The organism is Rhodobacter sp. 24-YEA-8 (assembly GCF_900105075.1).
Classification (GTDB): Bacteria; Pseudomonadota; Alphaproteobacteria; order Rhodobacterales; family Rhodobacteraceae; genus Pseudogemmobacter.
On the sequence record NZ_FNSK01000001.1, the window covers coordinates 2258663 to 2285164 of the forward strand.

Below are 26502 nucleotides of genomic sequence, written 5' to 3' on the forward strand. Positions count from 1 at the left end.
CCGTTCATTGGCCCAGCCTTTCAAGAAGCGCAGGCACATGGACCTGGTCGGATTTATAATTGCCGGTCAGCACATGCATGATCAGATTGACGCCGAACCGCCAGGCCAGCTCGCGCTGTTGTTCGCCCGCCGCCCCCCGGCCCACCGGCAAAAGCGGCACGCCGTTTTCATCGGTGGCCCAGGCGGCCGCCCAGTCATTGCCGCCGATCACCACCGGCGTCACCCCGTCATTGAGGTTGCGAAACGGCACGCCCTCTTCCTGACCGGCGTCAGCGGGGGCCGCCTCGACCCAGATCGTGCCCTCGGCCCAGCGACCGGGAAAGCTTTGCAACAGATAGAATGTGCGGGTCAGAACATGGTCTTCCGGCACGGGCTCCAGCGCCGGGATATCCAGACCGGCCGCGATCCGTTGCAGCGCCTGGCCCTCCGGTGTGCCGCCACCAAAGGCCGCGATATTGGCGTCGCGCGTGTCGAAAAGGATCATGCCACCGGTGCGCAGAAACTGGTTCAGTTTCGCATAGGCCGCGTCCGACGGCGTCGGCGCATTTGCGGTGACCGGCCAGTAAAGGAAGGGGAAGAACGCAAGCTCATCAGCCTCAAGATCAATCCCGGTCGGATATTCCGGCTCGATCGAGGTGCGTTCCCACAGCCGGTCGCCAAGCCCGACAAGGCCGAATTCCGAGGTCTCATCGATCTGAGAATCGCCGGTCTTCACATAGGCCAGAGAGACGCCCGACGTGGAGCGGATCGCGAAGTCATCGCCGGGCTGCGGCATATCAGGCAGCGCGCTATCGGCAGACTGCGCGACCTCGGGCGGCGCAGGCGGCGTCTCGCCGTTGTTCTGAGCCTGGGCCTGTGGCGCGCTCAGCCCGGCCAAAAGCGCCACCGCGAGAACTGCAACCCCGCGCCGCAAGCCGCCTAGCCGCCCCCCCAGCCAGAGCGAGGCAAGGATATCGGCCAGCAGCACCACCAGCCCCGCCGACAAAAGCCAGCCCTTGAGCGATTGTTCGGGCGGGGTCGCAAGACCTTCGACCCGCGCCGAAGCCGGCCAGTCCGCCGCCACCAGCCTCGTCTCCGGGCTGACGACATTCAGCGCGACGCGGCGGTCGGCACCGGCGTAAAGCCCGGGCGGATGAGCGGGGCCAGGGCCTGCCACCATCGCAACCGCCAGATCCTCTCCGGCCACACCTGCGACCTCGCCCGCGTCACGTTCCTCGCCCCAGGCGTTCAGCATCACCTCGGGCACCCAGATCTGCCCGGCGAGTTCGCGCGCGCCCGGCAAAGACGGGCGGGTCGAGATCGCCAGCCGCTCAAGCATCTGCACGAAAAGCCCGGACAGCGGCAAAGTCGACCATTCCGCATTGGCGGTGACATGCACCAGCACGACCTGGCCGTCGCCCAGGAATTTGCGCGTGACCAGCGGCGTGCCATCATCCAGTGCGGCGATGGTGCGTTCGGCCAGTTCGGGATCGGGCTGGGCCAGAACCTGTTCGGCCACCTGGACATCGCCGGGCAATGCGAGGCCGAAAAAGGGGCTGCCCTCGGGGAAAGGCGCCAGTTCTTTCGCATCGCCCCAGCTCATCGCGCCGCCAAGCGAGCGGCCCCCTTCGCGCAACCGCACCGGCATCAGCGGGTCTTCCTCAAAACGGCTCACATCTGATGCCGCAAGGCGCGGGCCGGCAAAGCGCAACAACAACCCGCCCTTTTCGACCCATTCCACCAGCGCCGCCTCCTCACCTGCCGTCAGTCGCGCCACATCGGCAAGGATCACGGCATCGGGGTTGGCGGGCAGCGCCGTCGTCACAGGCGCCTCGATCAGATCAGCCACCGGCGCCAGCGCCTGGCGCAGGTAATGCAAGGGCGACAAAAGCTGCAGCCCCTCGGCCTGGGGGCCAGCGGTAATCAGCGCCACCTTGCGCCGCTTGAGACTGTCATCGGTCAGGCTCACCGCACCGGCAGACCGGACGCCCGCGATCTCGAAGCGCGTGACGCGGTTTCTGAGTTCGGGCGGCAGGTCAAGTTTCACCTCGGCCCGGGGCTCACCGGCGGCAAAGCTGATCGTGGCCCGCGCCAGTTCGCGCTCTACCCCCGAAGGGTCCGGGCCGCGCCCGGTAACCTCGATCTCGGCCGCGCCGCCCGCATCAAGCCGCGAGGCGGAAAGCAGCACCGCCCCTTCGGCAAAGCCCGCCGGATGCAGCGCCAGAACCGGGCCATCGCCGGTCAGCACCGTCAGCTGCCCCTTATCGGCGAACAATCCCGCCAGCATGGCGCGCCCTTCGTGATCCAGCCCGTCCGAAAGCCACAATGTGTCGAAACTTCCGGCCGGGAAATGGCTGATCCAGGCGTCCGGATCCTGCGGCAGCCAGGGCGAGGGTTCCATCACCGCAAGCCGGCCCTTCCAGTCGTCAGCAGTGCGGAAGGTCACCTCCTGCGGCGCATCGGTCAGGCGGATCACCGCGACCGTGCGGCCGTCGCGACCGGCCTCGTCCAGCACAAGCCCTGCGCGTTCGATCCGGCGCGCCCAGTCGCGCGCCTCGGCCCAGCCGCCATCGAACACCACCAGCAATGGCGCCGTACCGCTTTGTTTTTGTTCAGGGTTCAGGACCGGCCCGGCAAAGCCGATGATTGCCGCCGCCACTGCCAGCATCCTGAGAAGAAGCAGCCACCAGGGCGTGCGATCGGTCTCGGCATCCTCATCCTGCAACCCCAGAAGCAGCGCGACACCCGGAAACCGGCGACGGATCGGAGCCGGCGGCACCGCACGCAGCAAAAACCACAACACCGGAAGTGCTGCGAGCCCCCAGAGAATCCAGGGCGTCAGAAACCCGACCGGACCAATCATGAACATCAGCGCCCGCCCTCCAGCGCGCGATAGAGCCACAAAAGCGCGGATTGCGCCGGGGCTCCGGTATGGAATGTGGAAAACTGCCAGCCAACCGCGCGGGCAAGCTCGCTCAACCGGTCCTTGCGCTCGGCCAGGCGGGCAAGATAGCGGCTGCGCAATTCGCCGGCCTGCTGCGTTTCATGACGCATGGATCCCGACATCGATTCGAAAATCACGCGGCCATCAAAAGGGAATTCTTCCTCTGCCGGATCGAGGATCTGGCACAGCGCGCCGCGCACCCCGCGATCTGCCGCGCGGGAAAGCGCCGCCTCGACCGGCTCGATGGGCCCGAGGAAATCCGAGACGAACACCGCGCGACCATGGCCGACCATGCCTGCCGTTTCAGGCGCGCCGTAATCCCCGGCTTCGGGTTCGCCAGCCAGCCGCGCCGCGAGCCGCACAATCTGGCTGCGACCCGAACGCGGCTGCGCCAGCCCCGCCAGCCCGACCCGTTCGCCGCCGCGCAGCAATAGCACAGCCAGCGCCAGCGCCAGCAGACGCGCGCGATCGCCCTTTGGGGGGCGCTCCCTGCCCCCGGAAAAGGCCATGCTTTTGGCCGGATCGACCCAGAGCGTCACCGATTGCGCCGCCTGCCATTCACGTTCGCGGATGAAATGCCCGTCAGACCGCGCCGAGCGCCGCCAGTCGATGGCCCGCGCCGGGTCGCCCTGATGCGCGGCACGATATTGCCAGAACTCATCGCCGGATCCGGCGCGCCTGCGGCCATGCTCGCCCAGCATCAGGGTGGCGGCCAGCATCTCGGCCTCAGCCAGCAGCGGCGGCAGCGACTGGCCCAGCGCCTCCGCCCGGCTCTGAAGGGCCTCGTTCTGCAGCGTCGGGCTCACGCAGCCGCCTCAAGCCCGAGGATACGGGTGGTGGTGCGAGAGATCACCGCAGGCAGGGTCTCGCCCCGCGCGCGGGCAGCGAAGGACAAAGCCATCCGATGCGTCAGCGTGGCCTGGGCCAGAGCCGCCACATCGTCAATCGACGGCGCGAGCCGGCCATTCAGAAGCGCCCGCGCCCGCACGGTCAGCATCAAAGCCTGCGCCGCACGCGGCCCCGGCCCCCAGGCAAGACTGTCTTTCAGATCGCGCCCCTCGGGCTCCCCGGGACGGCAGCCACGCACGAGGTCAAGGATTGCCTCGACCACCTTATCCCCGACCGGCATGCGGCGAATGACCGATTGCGCCCGGATCAGCTGATCGGTGTCGAAAACCTGTGTGGCATCGGCCTCGCTCGCACCGGTGGTGGCCAGAAGAATCTCACGCTCGACAGCCCGGGTCGGGTAATCGACATCGACCTGGACAAGGAAGCGGTCCAGCTGCGCCTCGGGGAGCGGATAGGTCCCCTCCTGTTCAATCGGGTTCTGGGTCGCGAGCACATGGAACGGCCGGCCGAGCGGGCGGTGCTGACCGGCGATGGTGACCTCTTTCTCCTGCATCGCCTGCAAGAGCGCGGATTGCGTTCTCGGGCTGGCGCGGTTGATCTCATCAGCAAGCAGAAGCTGGCAGAAGACCGGCCCTTCGAGAAAGCGGAAGGCGCGGCTGCCATCGGTCGCGGTCTCGAGCACTTCGGAGCCGAGAATATCCGCCGGCATCAGGTCGGGCGTGAACTGGATGCGGTTGGCGTTCAGCCCCATGACGGTGCCGAGCGTGTCGACCAGGCGGGTCTTCCCGAGCCCCGGCAGCCCGACCAGCAAGGCATGACCGCCGCAGAGCATGGCCGAAAGGACCAGCTCCACCACCTTTTCCTGTCCGATAAAGCGGCGCTCGATCGAAGCACGTGCCTCGCCGAGCTTTGCACCCAGAGCCTCGATCTCGGTCACCAGCGCGACATCTCCTGCGGGGGCTGCGGTCATTCAGAGGCTCCATCTGTGTTGCTCGTCGGTCTCAGCGGAGACATTAGACCGAAATCGCCGCCGGACCACAAATGCCAAAAGGCGACTTGACACAAATGATCGTGACAGACGCGCGATGTTTCGCCTGTGACGGCTGTCGCCGGGGGCGCTGCCCCCACGCGCTGCGCGCTCCCCCGGGATATTTAAGGACAGATGAAAAGGAGAAGGTGATTTCATCTGTCCTTAAATATCCCCGCCGGAGGCTATCTGCATGCGATATTAAGGCATTGAAATCATTGCATCTTGATGGCGCGACAAATACCTGCTGTGCTACAGCTTTGTGTTACAAGTGATACACACGGATTCTGCCTCATGGAAAAAGGTTTGCCAAGGTCCTGCCGAGGACATTTCCAAAGATGAGTTGAGGCTGAACGGCGACATCAAACGCCGCGCTGAATTCGCCACAGCGTCCCCCAGTGGCCGTCATCCGCGTGGTCCGCGGGCTGCCCCTCGAACAGAACGGTGAATGGGCTGCTTCGCGTGCCCGTGTATACGGCGCTGGGAGACATCGCTCCGGTGGGAAGTGATGCAGTGACCAGCTGACCCGTCGTGGTATGCCAGACGGATCACGCTATGGCGTGGATCGGCACGGTCGGCGTCGGCAAGACCACGGCGCTGTCTAACCTCACCAACCTGATGATTCCCGGAAAGAACGGCATCCCGCAGCCGGTCTTTCCAGCGACCGGAGGCCGCACCACGACCAGCGAGGTCGTCATTCGGATCGCTCCTGCCTACGGTATCGCGGTCGAACCGAAGAACGAGGATGAAATACGTCTGCTCGTGGCGGAGATGGTGCGCGCGACTGCCGAGAATAAGGGCGGTATCTCGACCGAGCTCGATCGCGCGGTCCGCAAAATGGCAGACCTCAAGAAAAAGAAGAATCCGGAAGACATCCGCAACCAGATCGATCCGATCAGCGCGATGATCGCATTGGCCGGCGGCACTCAGGATGATGTCGTCGAAGAGATCATCAATCGCATGCGGCTCGACGAGCGCACCGAGACCCAGTTGATCCTGTCGGAGACCAACGAGGACGGCCTGAACTGGCTGTCCAAGAACATTACCGCGATCAATTATGGGCAGGATTCTCGTTTCTCAGTTCCTCAGCGCGTCACCGTCTTCGTGCCCGAATCGGCAGTTCGACGCTCGCCGTATGAACTCAGCATCATCGACACCAAGGGCATGCACGTAACGACCGAGCGTTCTGATCTTCAGGCGCTCATGAACGACCAGCGCACGCTCACTGTGCTGTGCTGCGGGTTCAATGATGCCCCCGGCGCCGATCCGATGAAGCTCATGAAGCAAATCTCGGAACTGGGTTCGGACGCAATCGAGCGCCGGCGAGTGGTCCTGCTGGTGCTACCGCAAGGCGATCAGGCGATGAAAATCATCGACGATTCCGGGGACCCGCCGGAATCGGTGGAGCATGGTTACGCTATCCGCGCGGCGCAGGTCGAGGATAGTCTGGTTGAGGCGGGCATCGGCCGGCTGCCGGTTCTGTTCTTCAATGCCATTGAGGATTCTGCGCCCAAGGTCTGGGACCAGCTCAACGATCATGTCGGCATCATTAGGCAGTATCAGGTCGAGCGACTCGCGCGTTTCGTCGGCTTGTCCGAGGATTTGGTCACCAATGCAGACGCCGCGCGCATCCAGCAGGCGCGAGCGGCGATCGCGGCAGAGGCGCTGGCGATGGCGAAGGCCTATGGCCCTTTGCCGAGTAGCGCGCGTCCGGCGCACCAGACTTTGATCAACGAGATCAAGTCGGGCCATGCGAGCTCGATCGCGGCATCGATCGCGCGACGCGGTGCCTGGGATAATTTCGAAATCTTCCACATGATCGGCACGGGAGTGCGAACCGATGCCAATCGGCGCAGCAACGATCACATGCTCAAGATCACTGGCCGCCTCGAGGCGCTGGAGGAAAAATTCTCCGCGCTTCCCGAGGTGAAGGGCCTGATCGAGACGCTGCAGGAGGATATTGCCGACTGGCGGCAGGAGTTCCTCTCGCGCGCGCTCAGTGTCGGGCGCAACACGTTCAAGCCCTATCTCGACGGCTCGATCGAATTCTGGTCGGATCTGCGTGCCCGTTACGGCGGCGGTGGCGGTTATCGCGACGATATCGCCGATATGGTGGCGACCTGGTTCGAGGAAACCCCTGCCCTAGATGAGGCACGCAAGCGCGTCGATGTGCGCCTCGGCGATGCTTGGAACGAGTTGGTTATAGACCGGCTGATCGAGGCAACCGAACTTGGCGAGGAAGGCTGAGATGGACCGGTTCGCAATGGCTGAGGTGCTGGTTTCACGCGCGTGCAAAGATGCCGCCTTGGAGGCTCGTTGTCAGCGGCGCGCGAACGTTGCGAGTCCAAACGCCGACTTTACGACACCCGAATTTCTGCGTCACATGTCGAACGACCGTTATAGGGAACGCTGCCGCGCAGCACTTTCACTCGGCGAACGGCAACTCAGGGCCGACTTCACCTAGCTTGGGGTGGGTCCGCTGCGCGGGCCGAAGCAGTTGTGCTGCGTCGCGGCATGTTGATCGGAGCACATTGCTGCCGTTGCCCGGGCCGAACCTGCCGCAGGTCATGAATGCCTGTGATCTGACGGAACAGCCGTGCGGTGGCGAGGCGTGATTTCTCCATGTCATTGGCCACAGGTTCCGGCGTGCCATCGGCCAGCACCTTGTGTTTGCGCTCCTGCCGCCGCTGTTCATACCGCGCGAGATTCAACCGCTCGGTGGTCGCCATGATCGATGGATCGAAGTCCGGCATCGGAGCAGCGCGGGGCGCTGTCGGCGGAATGACTTCGCCTATGGCATCCAGAGCGGGCGGCTCGCCAACCGCACCGACAAGAGCAGGCGCAGTCAGAGACGCGGGACACAGTGGAGCCTCCAAACCTGCCACGATCTGCGCGGCGAGGTCATCGGCTGTCCGGGTTTCAATTCCCCGCGCCGCATCCCCCTGCCGATGCGCGGCCGCGCACCCCTCGATCAGCAGGCGGCGCAACTCCAGCAGTTCGAGAGCGCTCAAGGTCTGGCTCTGGCCGGTCACCGCCTGGAAACCAGAACGGATCCGGTTCATGCGCGGCTCGGAAACCATATCCCGTGCCAGCATCGAAAGCGTGAGTTCCAGGACAGAGAGATCCGCGTCATCTGCCCCGGCGGCCCGCAACCGCGCAGTCACATCCTGTGAGAGTTCCGCGCGCGGCCCGAATTCCGCCATCAGCTTCCATGCCGTAGCCGTCGCCCAATCCGCGCGGGCATCCGAGGCGGCATCCCGTTGCGGGTCCATCTTCGTGACCAGTTGCACCCGACGGATGCGGGCCAGTTCCTCGGTGATGACATGCGACATCCAACGCCGCATGTCGTCGGACGAGATAAGATTACGGGTCAGGTCATCGAACATGCGATCACTCTCGGAGGTCAGTTTCCGAGAGATGATATAGGCTTCCGAACGAACCTCGGTGCGCAAAGACAGCTGGATGCTGTCGAATTCGGTGGAAAACCCCGGTATCCGCCGCCGCCAGTAGTAAATCCGTCCGCGCTGGAACAGATGAAGTTGCTTTCCCATTTCGCCCCCGGTCAGGAGCAGGTAAAGGTCACGCCCGGATCATGTGTGACACATCTGTGGATCACCTCGCGGCGATTCGGTGGGTCAACATGCTGATACCAAAAACTAAAACCTCGCCACAGCCTCCAAATATCCCCGCCGGAGGCATCCTGAATCAGCCATTTGCGGCATGGTCTTGTGATCCGGGCCCGGGCAACCGACATTGGAGGGGCAACCCGGTGAGGACCATGCAGGATCAGAATAACAACCAGCCCTCGGCCGATGGCCTGGCGGCTGCGGCCACAGCGGCCACAAAGAAGGGCGGATTGCCGCCGGTTCATCTGTGGAACCCGCCCTTTTGCGGCGATCTCGACATGCGGATCGCGCGGGATGGCACATGGTTCTATCTGGGCACCCCCATCGGGCGCGAGGCTCTGGTGCGATTGTTCTCGTCGATACTGAAGCGCGAGGACGGCAGATATTACCTTGTCACGCCGGTCGAGAAGGTCGGGATCACTGTCGAAGATGCGCCGCTTTTCGCCGTTGATATCGAGGCGGAAGGCGCCGGGCGCGACCAGGTGCTGCGCTTTACCACGAAGACCGGGGACCTGGCCCTGGCCTCCTGCACCCATCCGCTGAAGGTCAGACGCGATTCCGTTTCCGGCGAACCCTCTCCCTATATCCTGATCCGGGGTGAGGGTGAGGCGGCGCTCTGGGCGCGGATTGACCGGAAAAGCTTTCTCCGGATGGTGGATTTCGGTTGCCATGAGACTTATGACGGGGATAGCTGGTTTGGCCTCTGGTCTTCGGGGGAGTTCTTTCCCGTCATCAGATCCTCAGAACTGGCCTGATACCGCTACATGTCCCGATTTGCCGCCAATCTGACTTATCTCTTCACCGAGGTTCCCATGCTGGACCGTCCCGACTGGGCGCGGCGCACCGGCTTTGACGGGGTCGAGGTGCTGTTCCCCTATGATCACCCGGTCGCTGAATGGGAGCGCGCGCTTGGCGACATCCCACTCGTGCTGATCAACACCCCCCCTGGCGACTGGGCCTCGGGAGATCGCGGCTTTGCCGCAAGGCCCGGCGATGAGCAGACCTTTCGCGACGGGTTCCTCCATGCTGCCGATTACGCAACGCGGCTGAATGTGCCTGCGGTGCATGTTATGGCCGGTGTCGCGCGCGGGCCGCAGGCCGAGGCGGTGTTTACCGCCAATCTCTCCTGGGCCGCCGAACAGGCGCCGGATCTGACGCTCGTGATGGAGCCCCTGAACCCCGACGACATGCCAGGCTACTTTCTCAATGATTTCGACCAGGCGGCGCGGATCATCGATGATATCGCCAATCCGAAAATCGGGCTGCAATTCGACATCTGGCATGCGGCAAAGCTGCATGGCGATGCGGCCAGCGTCTGGGCCGATCATCGCGACCGGATCCGCCATGTGCAGATCGCGGGCTTTCCCGCCCGCAATGAGCCGGGCGGCGGCGGCTTTTCGCTGCCTGATCTCTGCGATGCGGTGGCAGAGCTGGAAAATGTCTGGATCAGCGCGGAATACCGGCCGGCACGCGGCACGGCCCAGGGCTTGTTCTGGCTGAATGCGCTGAAGTCGCGTGGCGCGCTGATCGGCGGCTGACCGGCGCCCACTTCCGCAGCCGCCCGGGGCGCGCAGATGCCGTTACTTGCGACGCAGGCGGATCACCACGTCGACACGGCTGATTTCGGTGCCGGCGGGCGGTTCGGGGATACGGGCAAGCTCGAGCTCTTCCTTCGGCGCATCGGTCAGGATTGCGCTGTCTTCCCAGTAGAAATGCGGGTGATCGTCGATCCGCGTGTCGAAATAGCTGCGGGCGCCATCGACCACGATCTCATTCACGAGGCCGGCATCGCAAAACGCACGCAGGGTGTTGTAGACGGTCGCAAGACTGACTTTCTCCTGCGCGCAGCCAGCCATCTCGAAGAGGCTTTCGGCCGTGACATGGCGGTCCTCGCCATCGCCGACCAGCAGGCTGGCCAGGGCAAGGCGTTGCCGCGTCGGGCGCAGGCCCCCGCGTTGCAGCCAGTCAGAGGCCCTTTCCTGAGCCCTGATCTCTGCCTGAGCCCTTACATCGTGAGCTTCGCTCGCCTGTGCCATATCCATCCTGCTCCTGCCCTTTTGCCGCAGCATCACGGCATCGCGTTCCGTCTCCGGGCCGTTCGCTCCTGTAAAATGCAGGGAGGCAGCACCGGCCGGACGCGACACCGCCGGCTGTCATACGGGCGTTGCTGGAAGGATTATAAGGTGTTGCGGCCCGGGGATTCAATTGAAAACCGCCAAAATGCCCTGCGGCCCCTCGCAAGCGCTGCACCCTTGCCCTATGTTTGTCGCCTCTGTTAGAGGAAAGTTGTGAAACTAAAGACAGAACGGGGAGATTATGGGGCGTTATCCGAACAAATTCGACCGGGATGACCTGCTCGCCTGCGCAAGGGGTGAGCTGTTTGGCCCCGGCAACGCCCAGCTGCCCGAGCCGCCGATGCTGATGATGGACCGCATCACCGAGATCTCGGAAGATGGTGGCGAACATGGCAAGGGCCATGTCGTTGCCGAATTCGACATCACGCCGGACCTGTGGTTCTTCGCCTGCCATTTCCCCGGCAATCCGATCATGCCGGGCTGTCTTGGCCTTGACGGGCTCTGGCAGCTGACTGGCTTTAACCTCGGCTGGCGGGGCTGGGAAGGCCGCGGCTATGCGCTTGGCGTGGGCGAGGTCAAACTCACCGGCATGGTGCGCCCCGAGCGTAAGATGCTGCGCTATTTCGTCGATTTCACCAAGGCCGTGCAGACCCGCCGCCTGACCATGGGTGTGGCAGACGGGCGCGTGGAAGCGGATGGCGAGACCATCTACCTCGTGAAAGATATGAAGGTGGCCCTCTCGGCCTCCTGACCTCAAGGCAAGGACTGTACCCCTATGCGTCGCGTCGTCATCACCGGTCTCGGCATCGTCTCTCCCATCGGCAATGATGTGGCCGAGGTCGAAGCCAGCCTGCGCGCCGGGAAATCCGGCATCGTTTTCGCCTCTGACTATGCCGAGCGCGGCTTCCGCTCGCGCGTGCATGGCCAGCCGAACATCACCTTTGAGGACCATATCGACAAGCGCGACCTGCGCTTCATGGGTGATGGTGCGGCCTATAATTTCATCGCCATGCAACAGGCGATCAAAGATTCGGGCCTTGAGGAAAGCGATATCTCGAATGAGCGCACCGGCATCATCGTCGGATCGGGCGGCCCTTCGACCAAATCGTTCTTCAAGGCGCATAACATCGTCGCGGAAACGGGCTCGCCCAAGCGGATCGGCCCGTTCGGCGTGACCAAGGGCATGTCCTCGACGACCTCGGCCTGCCTTGCGACGCCCTTTAAAATCAAGGGTGTGAACTATTCGATCACCTCGGCCTGCTCGACCTCGGCACATTGCATCGGCAATGGCGCCGAACTGATCCAGATGGGCAAGCAGGATATCGTCTTCGCCGGCGGCGGCGAGGAACTCGACTGGACGCTTTCCTGCCTCTTCGACGCGATGGGCGCGATGTCGTCGAAATACAATGACACGCCGGAACGCGCCTCGCGCACCTATGACGCGAACCGCGATGGATTCGTGATCGCAGGCGGCGGCGGTCTTGTTGTGCTGGAAGAGCTGAACCATGCGCTGGCGCGTGGCGCAAAGATCTATGGCGAAGTCACCGGCTACGGCGCCACCTCGGACGGCTATGACATGGTCGCGCCCTCGGGTGAAGGCGGCGAGCGGTCGATGAAACTGGCGCTGTCCACCCTGCCCCAGGGCCGCCGGATCGACTATCTCAACAGCCACGGCACCTCGACCGGCGTGGGCGACATCACCGAGATCAAGGCGATCCGCCGGGTCTTTGGCGAGGGGAAAACCCCGCCGGTGGCCTCGACCAAATCTCTGACCGGCCACTCGCTCGGCGCGACCGGGGTGCATGAGGCAATCTATTCGCTGATCATGATGAACAAGGGGTTCATCGCGGCTTCGGCCAATGTCGAAACCCCCGACCCGGAACTGCTGCCGGGCGAGATCGTGACCAGCCTTCGCGAGAATGTCGAAATTGACGGTGTATTGTCGAACAGTTTCGGGTTCGGCGGCACCAATGCCACTTTGGTTATGAGTAAATATCTCGGGTAAGAATAAAGCGGGGGAACCGGGCAATGGCCGGACTGATGCAGGGTAAACGCGGCCTCGTCATGGGGGTTGCGAATGACCGTTCCATTGCCTGGGGCATTGCCTCGGCGCTGGCGGCCGAAGGGGCAGAGCTGGCTTTCTCCTATCAGGGCGAGGCATTTGGCAAGCGGTTGCAGCCGCTTGCCGCTTCGGTCGGATCGGATATCCTTGTTGATGTCGATGTGACCAACGAGGCCTCGCTGGACACCTGTTTCGCGACGCTGAAAGACCGTTGGGGCAGCCTGGATTTCGTGGTCCATGCCATCGCCTATTCCGACAAGACTGAGCTGACCGGGCGCTTTACCAATACGAGCCGCGCGAATTTTCTCAATTCGATGAATATCTCGTGTTTCAGCTTTATCGACGTGGCCCGCCGCGCTGCCGAACTGATGCCGGACGGTGGCAGTCTTGTCACCCTGACCTTCCAGGGTTCGACCAGAATCGCGCCGAATTACAATGTGATGGGGGTGGCCAAGGCCGCGCTCGAATCAGCGACGCGCTATCTGGCAAATGACCTCGGACCGCAGGGCGTGCGGGTGAATGCGATCTCACCCGGGCCGATGAAGACGCTGGCCGGCTCGGCGATCGGCGGCGCACGGGCGACCTTCCGCCACACCGAAGAAAACGCGCCCTTGCGGGCGAATGCCACGCTGGAAACCATCGGCGGCACCGCGGTCTGGCTGTGCTCGGATTACGGCCGCGCCACGACGGGCGAGACGATCCATGTCGATGGCGGCTTCCATATCCTCGGTTTCCCGCAATCCGAAAACCTCTGAACGGCACCGGAATGCGGGGGTAACTGCCCCCTCGTTCCGGCTCATCAAAGCATGTCAGGCGGGCTGAGCCAGCCCGTCGCCCATCGGTGGCCCAGGTCATCGAGCGTTGCCGTGGCGCCGCCGCAACCAGGCTGGCCGATCATCCGACCCCGCCAGCAGATCCAGCGCCAATGCCGCCGCAGGGTCAAGCCCCGAGGGTCGATCAACAAAACACCCGGCCGCATCGCAAGCGCGCATGCCATCGCGAAGGCCAGCTGTCCGGCGGCATCAAGCCCGGCCTAAATCCTGATCTACCAGCGCAAGCGGGCCCATTTTCGCCAGCGCCAGCGAGATATCCTGCCTGGGGCGTGGCCCCGGCGTCGCACGCCTCCGCACTTTTACGCAGTATGCGGTCGCAGGTGGAGGCATGCCCAGCGTTCTGATCCCAGAGATTGATCCGCACCGGAACCCCGCGGCGATCGTCAACGCCGAGAACTACGAGGAAGGCCGCGCGATGCGCGGCACCGGTTTCTTTGGCCGGGAGGCGCGGTCATCACCATTTTCAATGTCTCGAAGATCAGCTCAACCGCAGCCCCGGATCAAGCGCCTGCAGGAATATGTCGGCGAAAGCCATTCCCGACTATCTCGGGATCGACGCGATCGAGACGGAACTTGGGGGGCAGCCCGACGATGTGGTCGATGCGGTCCGCCGCCGGATGACCGATCTACATGAGAGATGCCGCAGATGGTCTGACGGTCAGGCCACAGACATCCTCAGCCGGATCGCCGTGGTGTTCGACAGCAGGCCCGCCTGAATGCGGGTTCCGAACCGGAACCTGATGCGGAATGTGTGATTGAATTTCAGACAGAAATCCTCATATAGTGCAAAGAAATAAAGGAAATTATTGACTAGCCATGCCATCAGGAATGCGGCACATAAAGCGGAACTTTGTCCGGAACGGAAGATGCTGACGTGACACCGATACGTGACGATCACGAGACCCCCGATCAGATGGAGCCCCTCATCCCTGAGGAGGCCTCGCGTCACCGGCCGGAACTCAACGATCTGGCGCTGGAACTGGCCACAGCATCCACCGAACTGACCGCTTCGCTGCCCGAAGCGGTGCGGACACCGCTGGCTGGCCTCGTGCGTTCGATGAATTGCTATTACTCGAACCTTATCGAGGGGCATGACACGCATCCGATCGATATCGAACGGGCCATGCGTCATGACTTCAGCGCCGACCCGGTTCAGCGCAATCTGCAGCTTGAGGCCGTGGCGCATATCGAGGTCCAGAAATGGATCGATGGGGGTGGACTGACCGGCCATTCGCTGGATCCAGACAATCTGCGCGAGATCCATCGCCGGTTCTGTCATGGTCTGCCCGAGGCGCTTTTGATCCAGAAGGGCCCGGATGGGGAGGAGGTCCGGGTTCTGCCCGGCGCGTTCCGCCAAGGGTATGTCAAGGTCGGCGCCCATGTGCCGCCCAGCCCGGGCGCGGTGCCACGCCTGCTCGCCCATATGCACAGGATGTATCGGATGCAGGGTCGGATCGGCAGCGTGGTCGCCGTTGGCTGCGCCCATCACCGGCTGGTCTGGGTCCACCCCTTCGCCGACATGAATGGCCGCGTGTCGCGGATGGTGGCGCATGCCATGCTGCGCGATACCGTGAAATCCGAAGGCCTGTGGTCGGCCTCGCGAGGCCTTGCCCGAAACGTCGAGGACTACAAGGCCCGCCTTGCCGCCGCCGATGCGAGGCGTCCCGGCGGTGCGGACGGTCGTGGTGCGCTGTCGGAAGCGCGGCTGGCCGAGTTCGCGCGGTTCTTCCTGCGATGCTGCATCGATCAGGTTTCCTTCATGTCAGGCCTGATGCGCCCAGCCGATCTGCGCGGCCGGATCATCGACTGGGCGCAGCGCGAGGAAAAGCGCGGGAACGTCATCAAGGGCAGCGACAGGGTGATGCGCGCGATCCTGACGGAAGGTGAGGTCGAGCGGGGTGCCATCCCGGAAATGCTCGGCGTCAGTGACCGCCAGGCCCGGAAGGTCACGGCGAGGTTGCTGGAATTAGAAGCCTTGTCCTCGGCGAGCCCGAAGGCGCCGCTCCGCCTGCATTTTCCCGCAACGCTGGCAGCAGTCTGGATGCCGAACCTCTTCCCGGACCAATGAAGGGGGTAGTCAAGGCAACGTCGCAACTGGGGTGAGCATACCTCTCATGCCGGCACAACCATGAGAATGCCCGATTTTTCCCACAAGATGGCCCAGCAAGGCCTAACTTTGTTGCTGAACACAAGCTGAGCGGGCTATCCCTGTCGCAAGAGCAGATCCGAGGATACATTTCATGAAGGCCTTTGAATTCGATCAGGATCTGATTGACAGCTATTCGCGGTTCTCGCGTTCTTTCATTTCCATTCGGGCTTCTGACCTTCGTGAGAAGGTGGAGGCAGAGTATGAAGCTGGCCGCTTTTGGCCGGAAAGCCTACTGTCGCTGAACCCACGCTACCGGCAGGGTCGTACCGTTGACGAGTTGGTGTCCTCCGGTGATCTTGATCCAGCTACGGGACAGATCTTCCGCATTGACGGCAAGCCAATCCGGCTCCACAGGCATCAAGCGCAATCGATCTCGAAAGCGCAAATGGAGCAGAGTTTCGTCGTCACGACCGGGACAGGTTCGGGGAAATCACTGTGCTTCTTTGTTCCCGTGGTCGATGCAATTGTGCGGGCGCTGAAGTCTGGCCAGCCACGGCGCACGCGTGCGATCATCGTCTATCCAATGAACGCCCTTGCAAATAGCCAGATCAAGGAGATCGAGAAGTTCATCTCGCAGTCTGGATTGCCTGAAGCCCACAGGCCAATTGTGAAGCGCTATACCGGACAGGAAAGCCGCGAGGAACGCCAACGCATCGCCGACAATCCCCCGGATATCTTACTGACCAACTTCATGATGGCGGAACTGCTGCTGACTCGTCAGGAGGAGTTGGACGCCAGGGTTGTCGGGAATGCATCTGGCCTGGAGTTTATCGTCCTTGACGAACTTCACACCTACCGTGGAAGGCAAGGGGCGGATGTGGCGATTCTTGTTCGGCGCCTACGGAACCGCTGCGCGCCTCTGAAAGCGCCGATTTGTATAGGCACTTCGGCGACAATGGCGAGCGAAGGCTCGGGCGAAAGCCGCGCTCAAGCCGTAGCGGCAGTTGCGACAAGGCTGTTCGGCGCGACGATCGGTCCGGACGCCGTCATAGATGAAACACTGCAGAGGGCAACAGATGATGGGCTGACCCTCGATATGGTGCGCCCACGCCTCGCATCCGTTTTGACCGCGCCGCTACCAGACGTTCTGACAGATAACGATCTGCGGTCGAATCCCCTCGCCGTTTGGGCCGAGCTCGAAATCGGACTGGAAGATGGCCAGGAACTTACCCGAAAAAAACCCACACCGTTTGGCGCTGCGGTGGCCAAATTGTCAGAGGCCAGCGGTGTTTCGCCAGAGGTTTGTCGGGATGCGTTTTCGACATTCCTGACACGGGTGAGCCTCCCCGAGGCTGACCGTGGCGGGGCAGCATCAGGCGCTTTCCTGGCATTCAAGCTTCATCGGTTCATTTCTGGCGCGGGGGAGATTCACACCACGCTGACCGAGGCTCATCGAACTGTCATGTTCGAGGGACAACTCGAGGACCCGGATGCTCCAGGAAATCGCCTGTATCCAACCAGGTTCTGCCGCGATTGCGGACACGAGGTCCATGTCGTCACCAAATCCGAAGATGCTGAAGGGCTTCGGTTCCTCGCTAGAAACATCGATGACACACCGATCGAGACAGACGATGGCGATATCGCAGGCTATCTGACACCTGTTTCGAGCTCCGATGGCGACTACGTTTTCACCGGGGACATCGAAACCTATCCCGAAGACTGGCGCGAAGAGAAGAATGGCATCGAGCGGCTAAAGGGACCTTATAAGAAGCGTATGCCCGAAAGAGTCTCTCTCTCTCCGGATGGGCGCTACAGTGCGGATGGCGAGAGCTACTGGTTCATTCCTGGGAAATTTGGCTTTTGTCCCGCATGCCAATCGTTGCCGCAACCGCGTATGCGTGAACGTGGAAAACTTCCTGGTCTTTCTGGCGAGGGGCGTAGCTCGGCGACAACTATTCTCGTTTCTACCGCTCTCCAGTGGATGAACAGAGATGGTAGCGGTGTGCCGGTTGAAAAGCGCAAGCTTCTGGGCTTCACCGATAACCGGCAGGACGCGGCGCTCCAGGCCGGGCACTTCAATGACTTCCTCTTCGTGGGGCTTTTGCGCGGTGCAATCCTGCGGGCTGCTATCGATGCCGGCAATGATGGCCTTGCAGAAGATGATTTCGGCTTGAAGGTGGTAAAGGCACTGGGCTTCATCGCCGCCAACAAGGAGGCTCGGGTCCACTGGATGCTAGAGCCCGAGGCTGGTGGCGTCGTGCGCGAAGATGCGCAACGTGCCCTTGCAAAAGTCCTGTCTCACAGGGTTTGGACCGATCTCCGGCGTGGCTGGCGCTATACCAATCCCAGTCTCGCAGAGCTTGGCCTCGTTACCGCCGAGTTTGTCGGTCTCGATGATATTTTGGATGATACTGCGGCTCTTTCAGCGATTTTACCCACCCTTGCCGATCTGGAGCGCGATCAGCGACGTGAGTTTTTCTACGACCTGTTGCGCTTCTTCCTTGAAGGGCTTGCCATTCATACCGAGGCACTCGATCGGACCGAACTTGACGGGGTCAGCCTGAAATCGAGGAACCTCTTGCGCTCGCCCTGGGCCATGGATCCGAAGGAGCCGCTGCGCGGTAGAACAACACTTTTGCTGCAGGCGCCAGGCAAGGACAAGGTCGGGCTGCGAGAGGAACAAACCATCTTGCGCGCCGGAGCAACCTCTCGGCTGGGGCGGCAAATCAACCGAATCTCGAAAATCGGGGTAAAGCTCAAGCGCGACGAATATCTCCCGGCGATGACCGGGGTGATGGAGCTTCTCGCACGCGAAGGCCTGGTGGTGCCTGTCGAGGTCGAGGCCGACCTGCATGGGTGGAGGCTCTCGCCCTCAGCCGTCCGGATCAAAGCCGGCCCTGCGGCACTGGGGCAGACGGCAAAGGGAAATCGGTATTTCCTCGATCTATACACTTCAATTTCCGAGGACCTGAAAGATGGGCACAGCAGCTATTGGGGACTTGAGGGGCGTGAACACACCGCTCAGGTTTCGCAGAAACAGCGCGAATGGCGCGAATGGCGGTTCCGCTTTGAAGCTGATGACCGTCAGCTCCTGAAGGAAAATGCCTCAGATCTGAAGCAGGTCGGCGAGGGCGATCAATTCCTGCCCGCAATGTTTTGCTCCCCAACTATGGAGCTGGGCGTCGATATCTCGGCGCTTAACGCCGTATACCTGCGGAATGTGCCTCCGACCCCCGCCAACTACGCACAACGTGCCGGACGCGCCGGCAGGTCGGGCCAAGCTGCAGTTATCGTCACATATTGCGCAGCCCAATCCCCACATGACCAATATTTCTTCAATCGCCGTAATGAGATGGTGTCGGGTCAGGTTCGCCCGCCTGCGCTTGACATCACAAATGAGGAGTTGGTTCGCTCTCATATGCATGCTGTTTGGCTCGCAGAGGCAAAGTGTTGATTTGCACTCGGAACTGACCCGGGTTTTCCATCGAGAAGTGACCCACCTCTCAGTTATGCGAACCAGGTTATTGCTGGGTCAAGGCATGTGCGATTTCCTTCTTCTTTCGGGTTGCGGCAGCGGTGCTGGCTTTGAAGCGGAAGCTATCGTTTCCGGTCTCCAGAATGTGGCATCGGTGGGTAAGGCGATCGAGCAGCGCAGTGGTCATCTTGGCATCACCGAAGACGCTGGCCCATTCGCTGAAGCTGAGGTTGGTGGTGATCACAACGCTGGTGCGTTCGTAGAGCTTACTCAGCAGATGGAAGAGCAGCGCACCGCCTGAAGAGCTGAACGGCAGGTAGCCCAACTCGTCCAGTATCACGAGGTCGAGGCGTGCGAGGTTTTCGGCCGTCTGCCCGGCCTTGCCCTTGGCTTTCTCCTGTTCGAGCGTATTGACGAGTTCGATGGTGGAGAAGAAGCGGACCTTGCGGCGATGATGCTCGACGGCCTGTGTGCCGATGGCGGTCGCGACATGGGTCTTGCCAGTGCCCGGCCCGCCGATCATCACGACATTCTGCGCACCATCGATGAACTCGCAGCGATGCAGCTGGCGCACGGTGGCTTCGTTCATCTCGCTGGCCGCGAAGTCGAAGCCCGTCAGATCCTTATAGGCCGGGAAGCGTGCCGACTTCATATGATAGGCGATGGAGCGCACCTCTCGCTCCGCAACCTCTGCCTTCAGCAGCTGGGTCAGGATCGGCACAGCTGCATCGAAGGCGGGCGCGCCCTGTTCGATCAGGTCCGTCACGGCCTGGGCCATGCCATACATCTTGAGGCTTCGCAGCATGATGACGATGGCCCCACTGGCGGGATCATGACGCATGGCGGCCTCCGGTGCTGCGGGCGCGCAGATTGTCATAGCGTCCGACATCGGCCTTGGGTTCGTGGCGCAGGAGCAGCGCCTGCGGGGCGTCGACGGTCGGGCCGTTGATCGCCTTGCCATCGATCAGCCGGTGCAGGGTGTTGAGAACATGGGTCTTGGTGGCGATGCCCTCCGACAAAGCAAGCTCGACTGCGGTCAGCACCACCTGCTCATCGTGATGCAGGACGAGGGCGAGGATATCGACCATCTCCCGGTCCCCGCCGGGGCGCTTCAGCATCTGCTCCTGCAACTGCCGGAAGGCGGGCGGCAGCTCGACGAATGGTGCGCCGTTGCGCAGCGCCCCGGGTTTGCGCTGGATCACCGTCAGGTAGTGGCGCCAGTCATAGATCGTGCGCGGCGGCAGATGATGGGACCGATCAATCCGCCGCACATGTTCGCACAGGATCTGCCCCTCGGCGACGACCACGAGCCGCTCCGGATAGACGCGCAGGCTCACCCGACGGTTCGCAAAAGATGCAGGGACGCTGTAGCGGTTGCGCTCGAAGTTGATCAGGCAGGTCGGGGAGACCCTATTGCTCTGTTCGACGAAGCCATCGAAGGGAGCCGGCACGGGCATCAGCGCGTGCTGCTCGTCGCTCCAGACATCGGCGACGCTGCCGACCAGATGGCCGTGCGGGATCTCGCGCCATTGCTCGACACATCGCTGCTCCAGCCAGGCGTTGAGGGCGGCCAGATCGGGGAAGTTCGGTATCGGTTGCCAGAACCGTGGCCGGGCATCCTGCACGTTCTTCTCGACCTGACCCTTCTCCCAACCCGCAGCCGGATTGCAGAAGTCAGGTTCGAAGACGTAGTGGTTGGCCATGGCGAGGAAGCGCAGATTGACCTGCCGTTCCTTGCCACGGCCAATCTGACCGACCGCAGTCTTCATGTTGTCGTAGATCCCCCGCTCAGGCACGCCGCCAAAGACGCGGAAGGCATGCCAGTGGGCGTCGAACAGCATCTCATGGGTCTGGAGCAGATACGCGCGCACCACGAAAGCGCGGCTGTGCGACAGCTTCGTATGCGCCACCTGCAGCTTGGTCCGCTCACCGCCAAGCACGGCAAAGTCTTCGCTCCAATCGAACTGGAAGGCCTCGCCGGGGCGGAAGGCCAGAGGCACGAAGGTGCCCCGATCAGCCGTTTGCCGCGCCGTGCGCCATTCCCGCGCGAAGGCCGCGACCCGGTTGTAGGAGCCTGTAAACCCCAGTGCGACAAGATCGGTATGCAATCGCGTCAGCGGCCGGCGCTGCTTGCGCGACTTCGTGCTGTCGGTCTTCAGCCAGGCCGACAGCTTGTCCGCGAATGGATCGAGCTTGCTCGGTCGCTCTGGCACCGAGAACTTCGGCTCGATCGCGCCCGACTTCAGATACTTCTTGATCGTGTTCCGAGAGAGCCCAGTCCGCCGCGCGATCTCACGGATCGGCAGCTTCTCTCGCAGCGCAAGACGACGAATGACGTTCAAAAGTCCCATGTGGATCACTCCAATGCCCCCCGTCGCTCACAGTGCTCAGGGGAAGGGTCACATGGGTCAAATCACGGTGGAAGTTATACGCCTGCCCGGGTCAGTTCCGAGTGCAAATCAACAGCGAAGCAAGCATTCCACAATTTATGCTACAAAAATAGTGGAAGCTGGACACCTCAAAGCTGAGGCTGAAGTTGCCGTTTTAAATGCCGAGAATCAGCATGTGATGTGCCCAATGTGCCGCGTTCCAATCAACGAGATCAAGGCTAAAGGGTGCGGCATATCTGTCAATCCATGCAATATGGAAGAGATTGAGAAACAGAACGCCAAGAAGATAGTCGAAGCGAAGGAACTGGAGAAACAGGCCAATATATCCTCCCAGGAAGTCAAAGCGATCAACGCAAAAATAGATCAGCTCGATGACGTTATTCGCAGCCTGACGAAGCAGATACGAGCAGCAAGTAAAATCGCCACAGACAACGCCGAGATGGCCCGAGAAATTCAGGAAGGGGTTCTTGAGAAGCGAATGTTGCTCGATACGGCTCGCAAGCTATCCAAAAAACGATCAGACATCACGAACTCCGGCGTTGCTCAGAACCGGCTCGATGAAGAACGAGAGAAAATGAGATCTGGCAGGCAAAGATCTCTCCCAAAAATTGGTCAGATCTCAGATGTTTATCGTGGGATACTCAGCACCTGTTTTCCAGGTGGCATGGACGGCTCCATAGAGCTGGATGGGAATGGCCTGAAAGTCGACGCGTATTTCTCAGGTCGCAGTGATGTCTCGACCGCAGCACTAGAATCTCTGAAAATCGTCGCCTTCGATCTTTCTGCGATGCATCGAGCCTCCGAAGGCAAAACGGATTTGCCGGCATTCTTGCTCCATGATAGTCCACGAGAGGCTGATTTGGATAGCGCGCTATATGCGGCGATATTCACTCTCGCGGCGGAATGGGAGTTTGGTTCAGGGGTGTGCAGTTTTCAATATATTGTTACCACAACAACAGCGCCCCCCGAACGTCTTCAAGGCGATGAGTTCGTTAAACTGAAAATGAGCTCAACTCCGCCCAACGACAGATTGTTCAGGACCGACCTGTGAAAGTAGTATCCCCCCAAACATTCGTTATTCGGGAGGAATGCGAGAAAGCCGCTTTCCAGCACGGCTTTCGCCGCTCCATAGGCGAGAAGAATGGGTGGGCTTGCTATCGCTCCACAACTGCTCAGGGCAATATATGGTTGGCGGCGGAAGGAAGCTCTGGCCCTTGGTATTTGGCGCTGGATCACGCCGGCGTGGCCGAAGAGTTGAATATTCCGACCGTAAGCATAAACGGACCCGGAGTTGCTTGCTATGCTTTCCGCAGTCTTAGCTCCCTCTATGAAGCTCTTCCACGGCTGTATGAATTGGCGGTCAGCCTGCCAGATGCTCCGCTAACAATGTTCGAGGCAGAAACCGCTGGTTTGCCACGGAACACCGAGGCCGAGCGACTGGTCGTTCAACGTATCGGTCAAAATGTCTTCCGTAGTGGTCTCTTGGAATATTGGCGAGGAAGATGCCCGTTGACCGGCATTTCCGAACCTGCGCTGCTGCGAGCATCACACATCACCCCGTGGGCTGATTGCGAGAGTGATGCGGAGCGATTGGATGTCCGTAATGGGCTTCTATTGTCGGCCCTATGGGATGCCGCCTTCGACCGAGCACTGGTGAGCTTTGCGGATGATGGGATTCCGCTGATCTCGCCGAAACTTGGGCACGAGGCGCGCGCAGCTTTGATGTGGTCAGAACCGCTCGCCCTTACTCCGCAACACCTCATCAGGATTAAACTGCACCGGGAACGTTTCTACATATTGGCTGAGATGAAGTCGTGATGAATGAATAGTCCGCATGCTTTTCTTGGGTGTAGCCTCCTGACAAAGCAGTTTCCCGTATCTGGCATTGCACCACCCGAAACTGTGGTCGGGCTGTTCGCGATTTTCTTGAACTCGTGCCGACCCAGTATTTACAGGCGGAACCCTTGATCGCGAAACCACCAAGAACGAAGATCTGGATCTGAATTGACCTACCCCCTCCCGTTGCGCCCCTTGCCAGTTCCCCGCGAGACGCTGCCCTCATTTTTGTCGCGTTTCGCGGCTATGAACGGATCAACGCTTGCGAACTTCTCGAGCGACCTGGGATATGATCATAGGCGCTTTTTGAATTTCGACGGCGAACCTATTGACATGCTCATGAAAGCCGCTGGCTTATCGTTAAGCCAAGTAGAAGACATGATTTCTTGGACAGGAAGGGCGGTCGGGGATGTCTGAGCTACTCCCCGGAAATCGGACAGTGACGGAAGCTACGATCTGACGTTTGCTGGTCTCCACGGACGAGGAGATCAGGCATGCGAAAACGCAGGAACCATGACGCGGGCTTCAAGGCGCGCGTGGCACTTGAGGCCATCAAGGGCGAGCGCACTGTGTCGGAGTTGGCGGCCGAATACGGCGTGCATCCGACGATGATCCATCAATGGAAGAAATCGCTGCTCGACGGGGCTGCGGACATCTTCGAGCGCGGCGGCAAGAAGCCCGCGACGGAGGTGGATGAAGAGACGGTCCGGTCATTGCACGCCAAGATCGGGGAGCTGGCTGTCGCCAACGATTTTTTGTCACGAAAGCTCAAGCCGTGGAGCGGAAAGTGAGGCGTGGGATGATCGAACGGGACCACCCTGCACTGTCGATCGGGGCGCAGTGCCGCCTGCTGTCGATCTCGCGCTCGTCGTTCTGCCACGAGCCGGCTGGAGAGACTGATCAGAACCTCGGCCTGATGCAGCTGATCGACCGGCAGTTCATGGATACGCCCTTCTACGGCGTCCGGCAGATGACCTGGCATCTGCAAAACGAGGGGCACGGCGTGAACCAGAAGCGCATCCGGCGGCTGATGCGGCTCATGCGTTTGATGCCGATTTACCAGAAGCCCAACACCAGCAAGCCGAGAAAGGGCCACAAGACCTATCCCTACCTGCTGGGCGGGCTGCGGGTCGATCGCCCCGGTCAGGTCTGGTGCGCCGACATTACCTATCTCCCGATGCGGCGGGGGTTTCTGTATCTGGTCGCCATCATGGACTGGTTCACGCGCAAAGTTCTGGCCTGGCGCATATCGAACACCCTGGAAGCGGACTTCTGCGTCGAGGCGTTGAACGAGGCCATCCACCGGTTCGGCGCGCCCACAATCATGAACACTGACCAAGGCAGCCAGTTCACGTCCTTCGCTTGGACAGATCGGCTGAAACGCGTCGGAACCCGCATCTCGATGGACGGCAAGGGGCGGTGCATCGACAATGTCTTCATCGAGCGCCTGTGGCGGTCCCTGAAATACGAATGCGTCTATCTGCATGCCTGGGAGACCGGGTCTCAGGCAAAGGCCGCAATCGGATCCTGGGTCAGCTTCTATAACCATCGGCGGCCACACACTGCCCATGGCGGGTTGCCCCCCGCCGTGGTCTACTTCAACAGCATCGAAACCGACCGGCAGGCACAGGCGGTAGCTTAAACATCCTCGAAAACTGTCCAAGCATCGGGGAGTAGCTCAGCCTTCCGTGCTTGCCTTGACGATCTCGCCCTTCGGGCTGAGGGCGCACTTGCAGAACCACTGCGTGCGTTTGGCCGTCTCTATGCAAGAATGGCTCACGAGTTTCGTGCCGATCCCGACTTCACCGAATTCCGATCGGAGCTTCGCGAGTGCATTCTGTCAAATTGGCCCTATGCGGCAGGTGAGGTGTTGCTTGGGGAGCCGGTGACCGAGCGCCGAGTCTATTCTGTTTTAGAGGCCGCACATGACATCGGCATGGCGGCCAAAACGCTGGACGGCATCCTCATTGATGCTGCGGCATTCGCTCCAGCTGATCCTCGTCCGCATAGCCGCAAGATCTTCTGCGCGGTAACCTTCGCTCCTCTTCTCGCTGAAATCCCGACCTGGGTAGGACCCGGCGAAATGATGGAAGCGATAGGGGTCACGAAGCGCACACTGGCCATTCTGCAAGAAGACGGCATTCTCGCCCCACGCACACGAGCGCCAAAGGTGATTGCCCGCTGGAGCTTGTCTGATGGGCTGGCTCTGATTGAGGAGCTGGCCTCCCTGGCAACGGAGCTGGACATCTCCGCGAGAGGTTGGCTGGGGTTGCAAGAGGCTAAGAAGAGAAAGGGCGTCGCGGTCCGGGATATGATCAACCAGGTCCGGGCCGGTAAGATGCGGCTCAGACGATCGAGGGAAATCCCAGGATACAACGCGTTCCAGGTCTCCGTGGCCGAGGTTAACGCCCTGGCTGCCCTCCTTGATCAATCTCGGCCACAGGACCCGGCGTTCACGGGGACCGTATCCGCTGCGGCCTTTGGGCGTAAGGTGGGCATGCGGGATGGTGGCCACTTCATCGCGCTGATCCAGGCTGGCCATGTAACCGCACAGGCTGTCTTAAACCCAAAGACTCATTTGACCCAGTTCCGGATGTCGGATGAGGACATCGCCGCGTTTCACAAGAAATTCCTGACGACCACGACGATCGAGGAGGAGTTCGGCCTGCATCGCAACAGGATTCTCGCCATCCTAAGATCCGCAGGTGCTCGACAGTTCATGTTGGAGGAGCGGTCAATCGGCCCCATCTGGCTACGCACCAACGTCGAGGGCATCTTGGTCGCAAACGATGGAAGACGCACACTGCCAACTTCGGGCGGTCACTGATTTCGATCGACCTTTAAGAAATTCTCTTATTTTACAGAATTATACACCCCAGCTGAATTCACATCACATGATTTCCCTTGACAGGGGTGTGCATGGCCAAGCCCAAAACGTGCAGACTTATGCCTCATCGGCAAGCATAAAAGGTAATAAATGGCGACCCCGGGAGGAATCGAACCCCCAACCCCAGACTTAGAAGGTCCGTGCTCTATCCAGTTGAGCTACGGGGCCGACAAGACTTGATACTTGTTCCTGAGTTGGTTCGCAACGGTTTGACTGAGACCGGAAGCAGCTGATTTTGTTGCTTCTTCCATGGGCCTGCCGGGTCGCGTGATCTGGGCAGGCGCCGCGCTTACCTCAGAACTCGCGGCGCCTGCCCGGATCACACGCATTTGCATCCACTGAAGTTTAGAACAAAGTAGTTTAAACAATGAGATATCTCACATGAATCTGTATCTGTATCTGGTTCTGTATCTGGTTCTGGTTCTGGTTC

Annotated in this window: 20 protein-coding genes, 1 tRNA gene and 1 pseudogene; 14 read left to right on the plus strand and 8 right to left on the minus strand. The window is 61.2% G+C overall.

Annotated elements, in window-relative coordinates:
• Positions 1-4: 4 nt before the first annotated feature.
• Genes BLW25_RS10955 through BLW25_RS10965 form a run of 3 tightly spaced genes read right to left on the minus strand, consistent with a single transcriptional unit; the run spans position 5 to position 4742 of the window.
• A complete protein-coding gene (locus tag BLW25_RS10955; protein WP_092898982.1) occupies positions 5-2848 on the minus strand; it encodes a DUF4159 domain-containing protein in 2844 nt (947 codons plus the stop codon).
• Positions 2848-3729 (minus strand): DUF58 domain-containing protein, encoded by an 882-nt coding sequence (locus BLW25_RS10960; RefSeq protein ID WP_253188373.1) that lies wholly within the window; start codon positions 3727-3729, stop codon positions 2848-2850. Before BLW25_RS10960 ends, BLW25_RS10955 begins: the two co-directional genes overlap by 1 nt.
• Positions 3726-4742, minus strand: a complete 1017-nt coding sequence (locus tag BLW25_RS10965; protein ID WP_092898984.1) for an AAA family ATPase — start codon at positions 4740-4742, stop codon at positions 3726-3728. The genes BLW25_RS10960 and BLW25_RS10965 overlap by 4 nt, the downstream gene beginning before the upstream one ends.
• A 612-nt stretch (positions 4743-5354) precedes the next feature.
• Here BLW25_RS10965 and BLW25_RS10970 point away from each other — a divergent pair.
• Positions 5355-7046, plus strand: a complete 1692-nt coding sequence (locus tag BLW25_RS10970) for a hypothetical protein (protein WP_092898986.1) — start codon at positions 5355-5357, stop codon at positions 7044-7046.
• A 209-nt stretch (positions 7047-7255) separates the two neighbouring features.
• Here the strand turns inward: BLW25_RS10970 and BLW25_RS10980 are convergent, their stop codons facing one another.
• On the minus strand, positions 7256-8350 hold the full coding sequence (locus tag BLW25_RS10980; protein WP_092898990.1) for a DUF6538 domain-containing protein: 1095 nt from the start codon (positions 8348-8350) through the stop codon (positions 7256-7258).
• 227 nt (positions 8351-8577) lie between these two features.
• Here BLW25_RS10980 and BLW25_RS10985 point away from each other — a divergent pair, with 227 nt between their 5' ends.
• A complete protein-coding gene (locus tag BLW25_RS10985; RefSeq protein ID WP_092898992.1) occupies positions 8578-9180 on the plus strand; it encodes a DUF1285 domain-containing protein in 603 nt (200 codons plus the stop codon).
• Between the two features lie 9 nt (positions 9181-9189).
• Positions 9190-9963 (plus strand): hydroxypyruvate isomerase family protein, encoded by a 774-nt coding sequence (locus BLW25_RS10990; protein ID WP_092898994.1) that lies wholly within the window; start codon positions 9190-9192, stop codon positions 9961-9963.
• A 42-nt stretch (positions 9964-10005) separates the two neighbouring features.
• On the opposite strand, the gene irrA is transcribed toward BLW25_RS10990, so the two are convergent.
• Positions 10006-10461, minus strand: coding sequence for an iron response transcriptional regulator IrrA (irrA, locus tag BLW25_RS10995; RefSeq protein ID WP_092901920.1), 456 nt, complete (start codon positions 10459-10461; stop codon positions 10006-10008).
• Between the two features lie 280 nt (positions 10462-10741).
• Between irrA and fabA the strand changes: the two genes are divergently transcribed.
• From fabA to BLW25_RS11030, 6 genes are all read left to right on the plus strand, one after another.
• The gene (gene fabA, locus BLW25_RS11000) at positions 10742-11251 is read left to right on the plus strand and encodes a bifunctional 3-hydroxydecanoyl-ACP dehydratase/trans-2-decenoyl-ACP isomerase (protein WP_092898996.1); all 510 of its coding nucleotides are present in this window, start codon (positions 10742-10744) and stop codon (positions 11249-11251) included.
• Positions 11252-11275: 24 nt separating this feature from the next.
• Positions 11276-12505: a beta-ketoacyl-ACP synthase I gene (gene fabB, locus BLW25_RS11005; RefSeq protein WP_092898998.1), complete on the plus strand. Its 1230-nt coding sequence runs from the start codon at positions 11276-11278 to the stop codon at positions 12503-12505.
• Positions 12506-12528: 23 nt separating this feature from the next.
• Positions 12529-13317: an enoyl-ACP reductase FabI gene (locus tag BLW25_RS11010; protein WP_092899000.1), complete on the plus strand. Its 789-nt coding sequence runs from the start codon at positions 12529-12531 to the stop codon at positions 13315-13317.
• Positions 13318-13913: 596 nt separating this feature from the next.
• Positions 13914-14111, plus strand: a complete 198-nt coding sequence (locus BLW25_RS11020) for a hypothetical protein (protein ID WP_092899004.1) — start codon at positions 13914-13916, stop codon at positions 14109-14111.
• A 158-nt stretch (positions 14112-14269) separates the two neighbouring features.
• Positions 14270-15463 (plus strand): Fic family protein, encoded by a 1194-nt coding sequence (locus BLW25_RS11025; RefSeq protein ID WP_253188383.1) that lies wholly within the window; start codon positions 14270-14272, stop codon positions 15461-15463.
• A gap of 172 nt (positions 15464-15635) precedes the next feature.
• Positions 15636-18938, plus strand: a complete 3303-nt coding sequence (locus tag BLW25_RS11030) for a DEAD/DEAH box helicase (protein WP_092899006.1) — start codon at positions 15636-15638, stop codon at positions 18936-18938.
• Positions 18939-19005: 67 nt separating this feature from the next.
• Here the strand turns inward: BLW25_RS11030 and istB are convergent, their stop codons facing one another.
• Both istB and istA read right to left on the minus strand, forming a co-directional pair.
• On the minus strand, positions 19006-19800 hold the full coding sequence (gene istB, locus BLW25_RS11035; RefSeq protein WP_092899009.1) for an IS21-like element helper ATPase IstB: 795 nt from the start codon (positions 19798-19800) through the stop codon (positions 19006-19008).
• Positions 19790-21310 carry an IS21 family transposase gene (gene istA / locus BLW25_RS11040; RefSeq protein WP_143040494.1) on the minus strand — a complete coding sequence of 507 codons (1521 nt, stop codon included), beginning with the start codon at positions 21308-21310 and terminating at the stop codon, positions 19790-19792. The genes istB and istA overlap by 11 nt, the downstream gene beginning before the upstream one ends.
• Positions 21311-21362: 52 nt before the next feature.
• On the opposite strand from istA, the gene BLW25_RS11045 reads away from it, so the two are divergent.
• The 5 genes and pseudogenes from BLW25_RS11045 to BLW25_RS11065 all read left to right on the plus strand — a co-directional run bounded on the left by BLW25_RS11045 (position 21363) and on the right by BLW25_RS11065 (position 26012).
• Positions 21363-22400: a hypothetical protein gene (locus tag BLW25_RS11045; RefSeq protein ID WP_143040495.1), complete on the plus strand. Its 1038-nt coding sequence runs from the start codon at positions 21363-21365 to the stop codon at positions 22398-22400.
• Positions 22397-23167 carry an HNH endonuclease gene (locus tag BLW25_RS11050; RefSeq protein WP_092899015.1) on the plus strand — a complete coding sequence of 257 codons (771 nt, stop codon included), beginning with the start codon at positions 22397-22399 and terminating at the stop codon, positions 23165-23167. Before BLW25_RS11045 ends, BLW25_RS11050 begins: the two co-directional genes overlap by 4 nt.
• 213 nt (positions 23168-23380) lie before the next feature.
• On the plus strand, positions 23381-23602 hold the full coding sequence (locus tag BLW25_RS25330; RefSeq protein ID WP_366268278.1) for a TniQ family protein: 222 nt from the start codon (positions 23381-23383) through the stop codon (positions 23600-23602).
• Positions 23603-23679: 77 nt separating this feature from the next.
• Positions 23680-24827, plus strand: a pseudogene (locus BLW25_RS11060) (IS3 family transposase).
• A 129-nt stretch (positions 24828-24956) separates the two neighbouring features.
• Positions 24957-26012, plus strand: a complete 1056-nt coding sequence (locus BLW25_RS11065; protein ID WP_092899019.1) for a hypothetical protein — start codon at positions 24957-24959, stop codon at positions 26010-26012.
• 151 nt (positions 26013-26163) lie between these two features.
• Here BLW25_RS11065 and BLW25_RS11070 read toward each other — a convergent pair.
• Positions 26164-26240 (minus strand) — tRNA-Arg (locus BLW25_RS11070).
• Between the last annotated feature and the right edge of the window lie 262 nt (positions 26241-26502).

Bases quoted from the DNA above. Each gene is read 5' to 3' on its own strand.
- BLW25_RS10965 (WP_092898984.1), bottom strand. From the start codon at position 4,742: ATGACCGCAGCCCCCGCAGGAGATGTCGCGCTGGTGACCGAGATCGAG.
- BLW25_RS10985 (WP_092898992.1), top strand. From the start codon at position 8,578: ATGCAGGATCAGAATAACAACCAGCCCTCGGCCGATGGCCTGGCGGCT.
- fabB (WP_092898998.1), top strand. From the start codon at position 11,276: ATGCGTCGCGTCGTCATCACCGGTCTCGGCATCGTCTCTCCCATCGGC.
- BLW25_RS10955 (WP_092898982.1), bottom strand. From the start codon at position 2,848: ATGTTCATGATTGGTCCGGTCGGGTTTCTGACGCCCTGGATTCTCTGG.
- istA (WP_143040494.1), bottom strand. From the start codon at position 21,310: ATGGGACTTTTGAACGTCATTCGTCGTCTTGCGCTGCGAGAGAAGCTG.
- BLW25_RS10980 (WP_092898990.1), bottom strand. From the start codon at position 8,350: ATGGGAAAGCAACTTCATCTGTTCCAGCGCGGACGGATTTACTACTGG.
- BLW25_RS11045 (WP_143040495.1), top strand. From the start codon at position 21,363: ATGGGTCAAATCACGGTGGAAGTTATACGCCTGCCCGGGTCAGTTCCG.
- BLW25_RS11030 (WP_092899006.1), top strand. From the start codon at position 15,636: ATGAAGGCCTTTGAATTCGATCAGGATCTGATTGACAGCTATTCGCGG.
- BLW25_RS10970 (WP_092898986.1), top strand. From the start codon at position 5,355: ATGGCGTGGATCGGCACGGTCGGCGTCGGCAAGACCACGGCGCTGTCT.
- istB (WP_092899009.1), bottom strand. From the start codon at position 19,800: ATGCGTCATGATCCCGCCAGTGGGGCCATCGTCATCATGCTGCGAAGC.
- BLW25_RS10990 (WP_092898994.1), top strand. From the start codon at position 9,190: ATGTCCCGATTTGCCGCCAATCTGACTTATCTCTTCACCGAGGTTCCC.
- fabA (WP_092898996.1), top strand. From the start codon at position 10,742: ATGGGGCGTTATCCGAACAAATTCGACCGGGATGACCTGCTCGCCTGC.
- BLW25_RS11065 (WP_092899019.1), top strand. From the start codon at position 24,957: ATGGCTCACGAGTTTCGTGCCGATCCCGACTTCACCGAATTCCGATCG.
- irrA (WP_092901920.1), bottom strand. From the start codon at position 10,461: ATGGCACAGGCGAGCGAAGCTCACGATGTAAGGGCTCAGGCAGAGATC.
- BLW25_RS11010 (WP_092899000.1), top strand. From the start codon at position 12,529: ATGGCCGGACTGATGCAGGGTAAACGCGGCCTCGTCATGGGGGTTGCG.
- BLW25_RS11020 (WP_092899004.1), top strand. From the start codon at position 13,914: ATGTCGGCGAAAGCCATTCCCGACTATCTCGGGATCGACGCGATCGAG.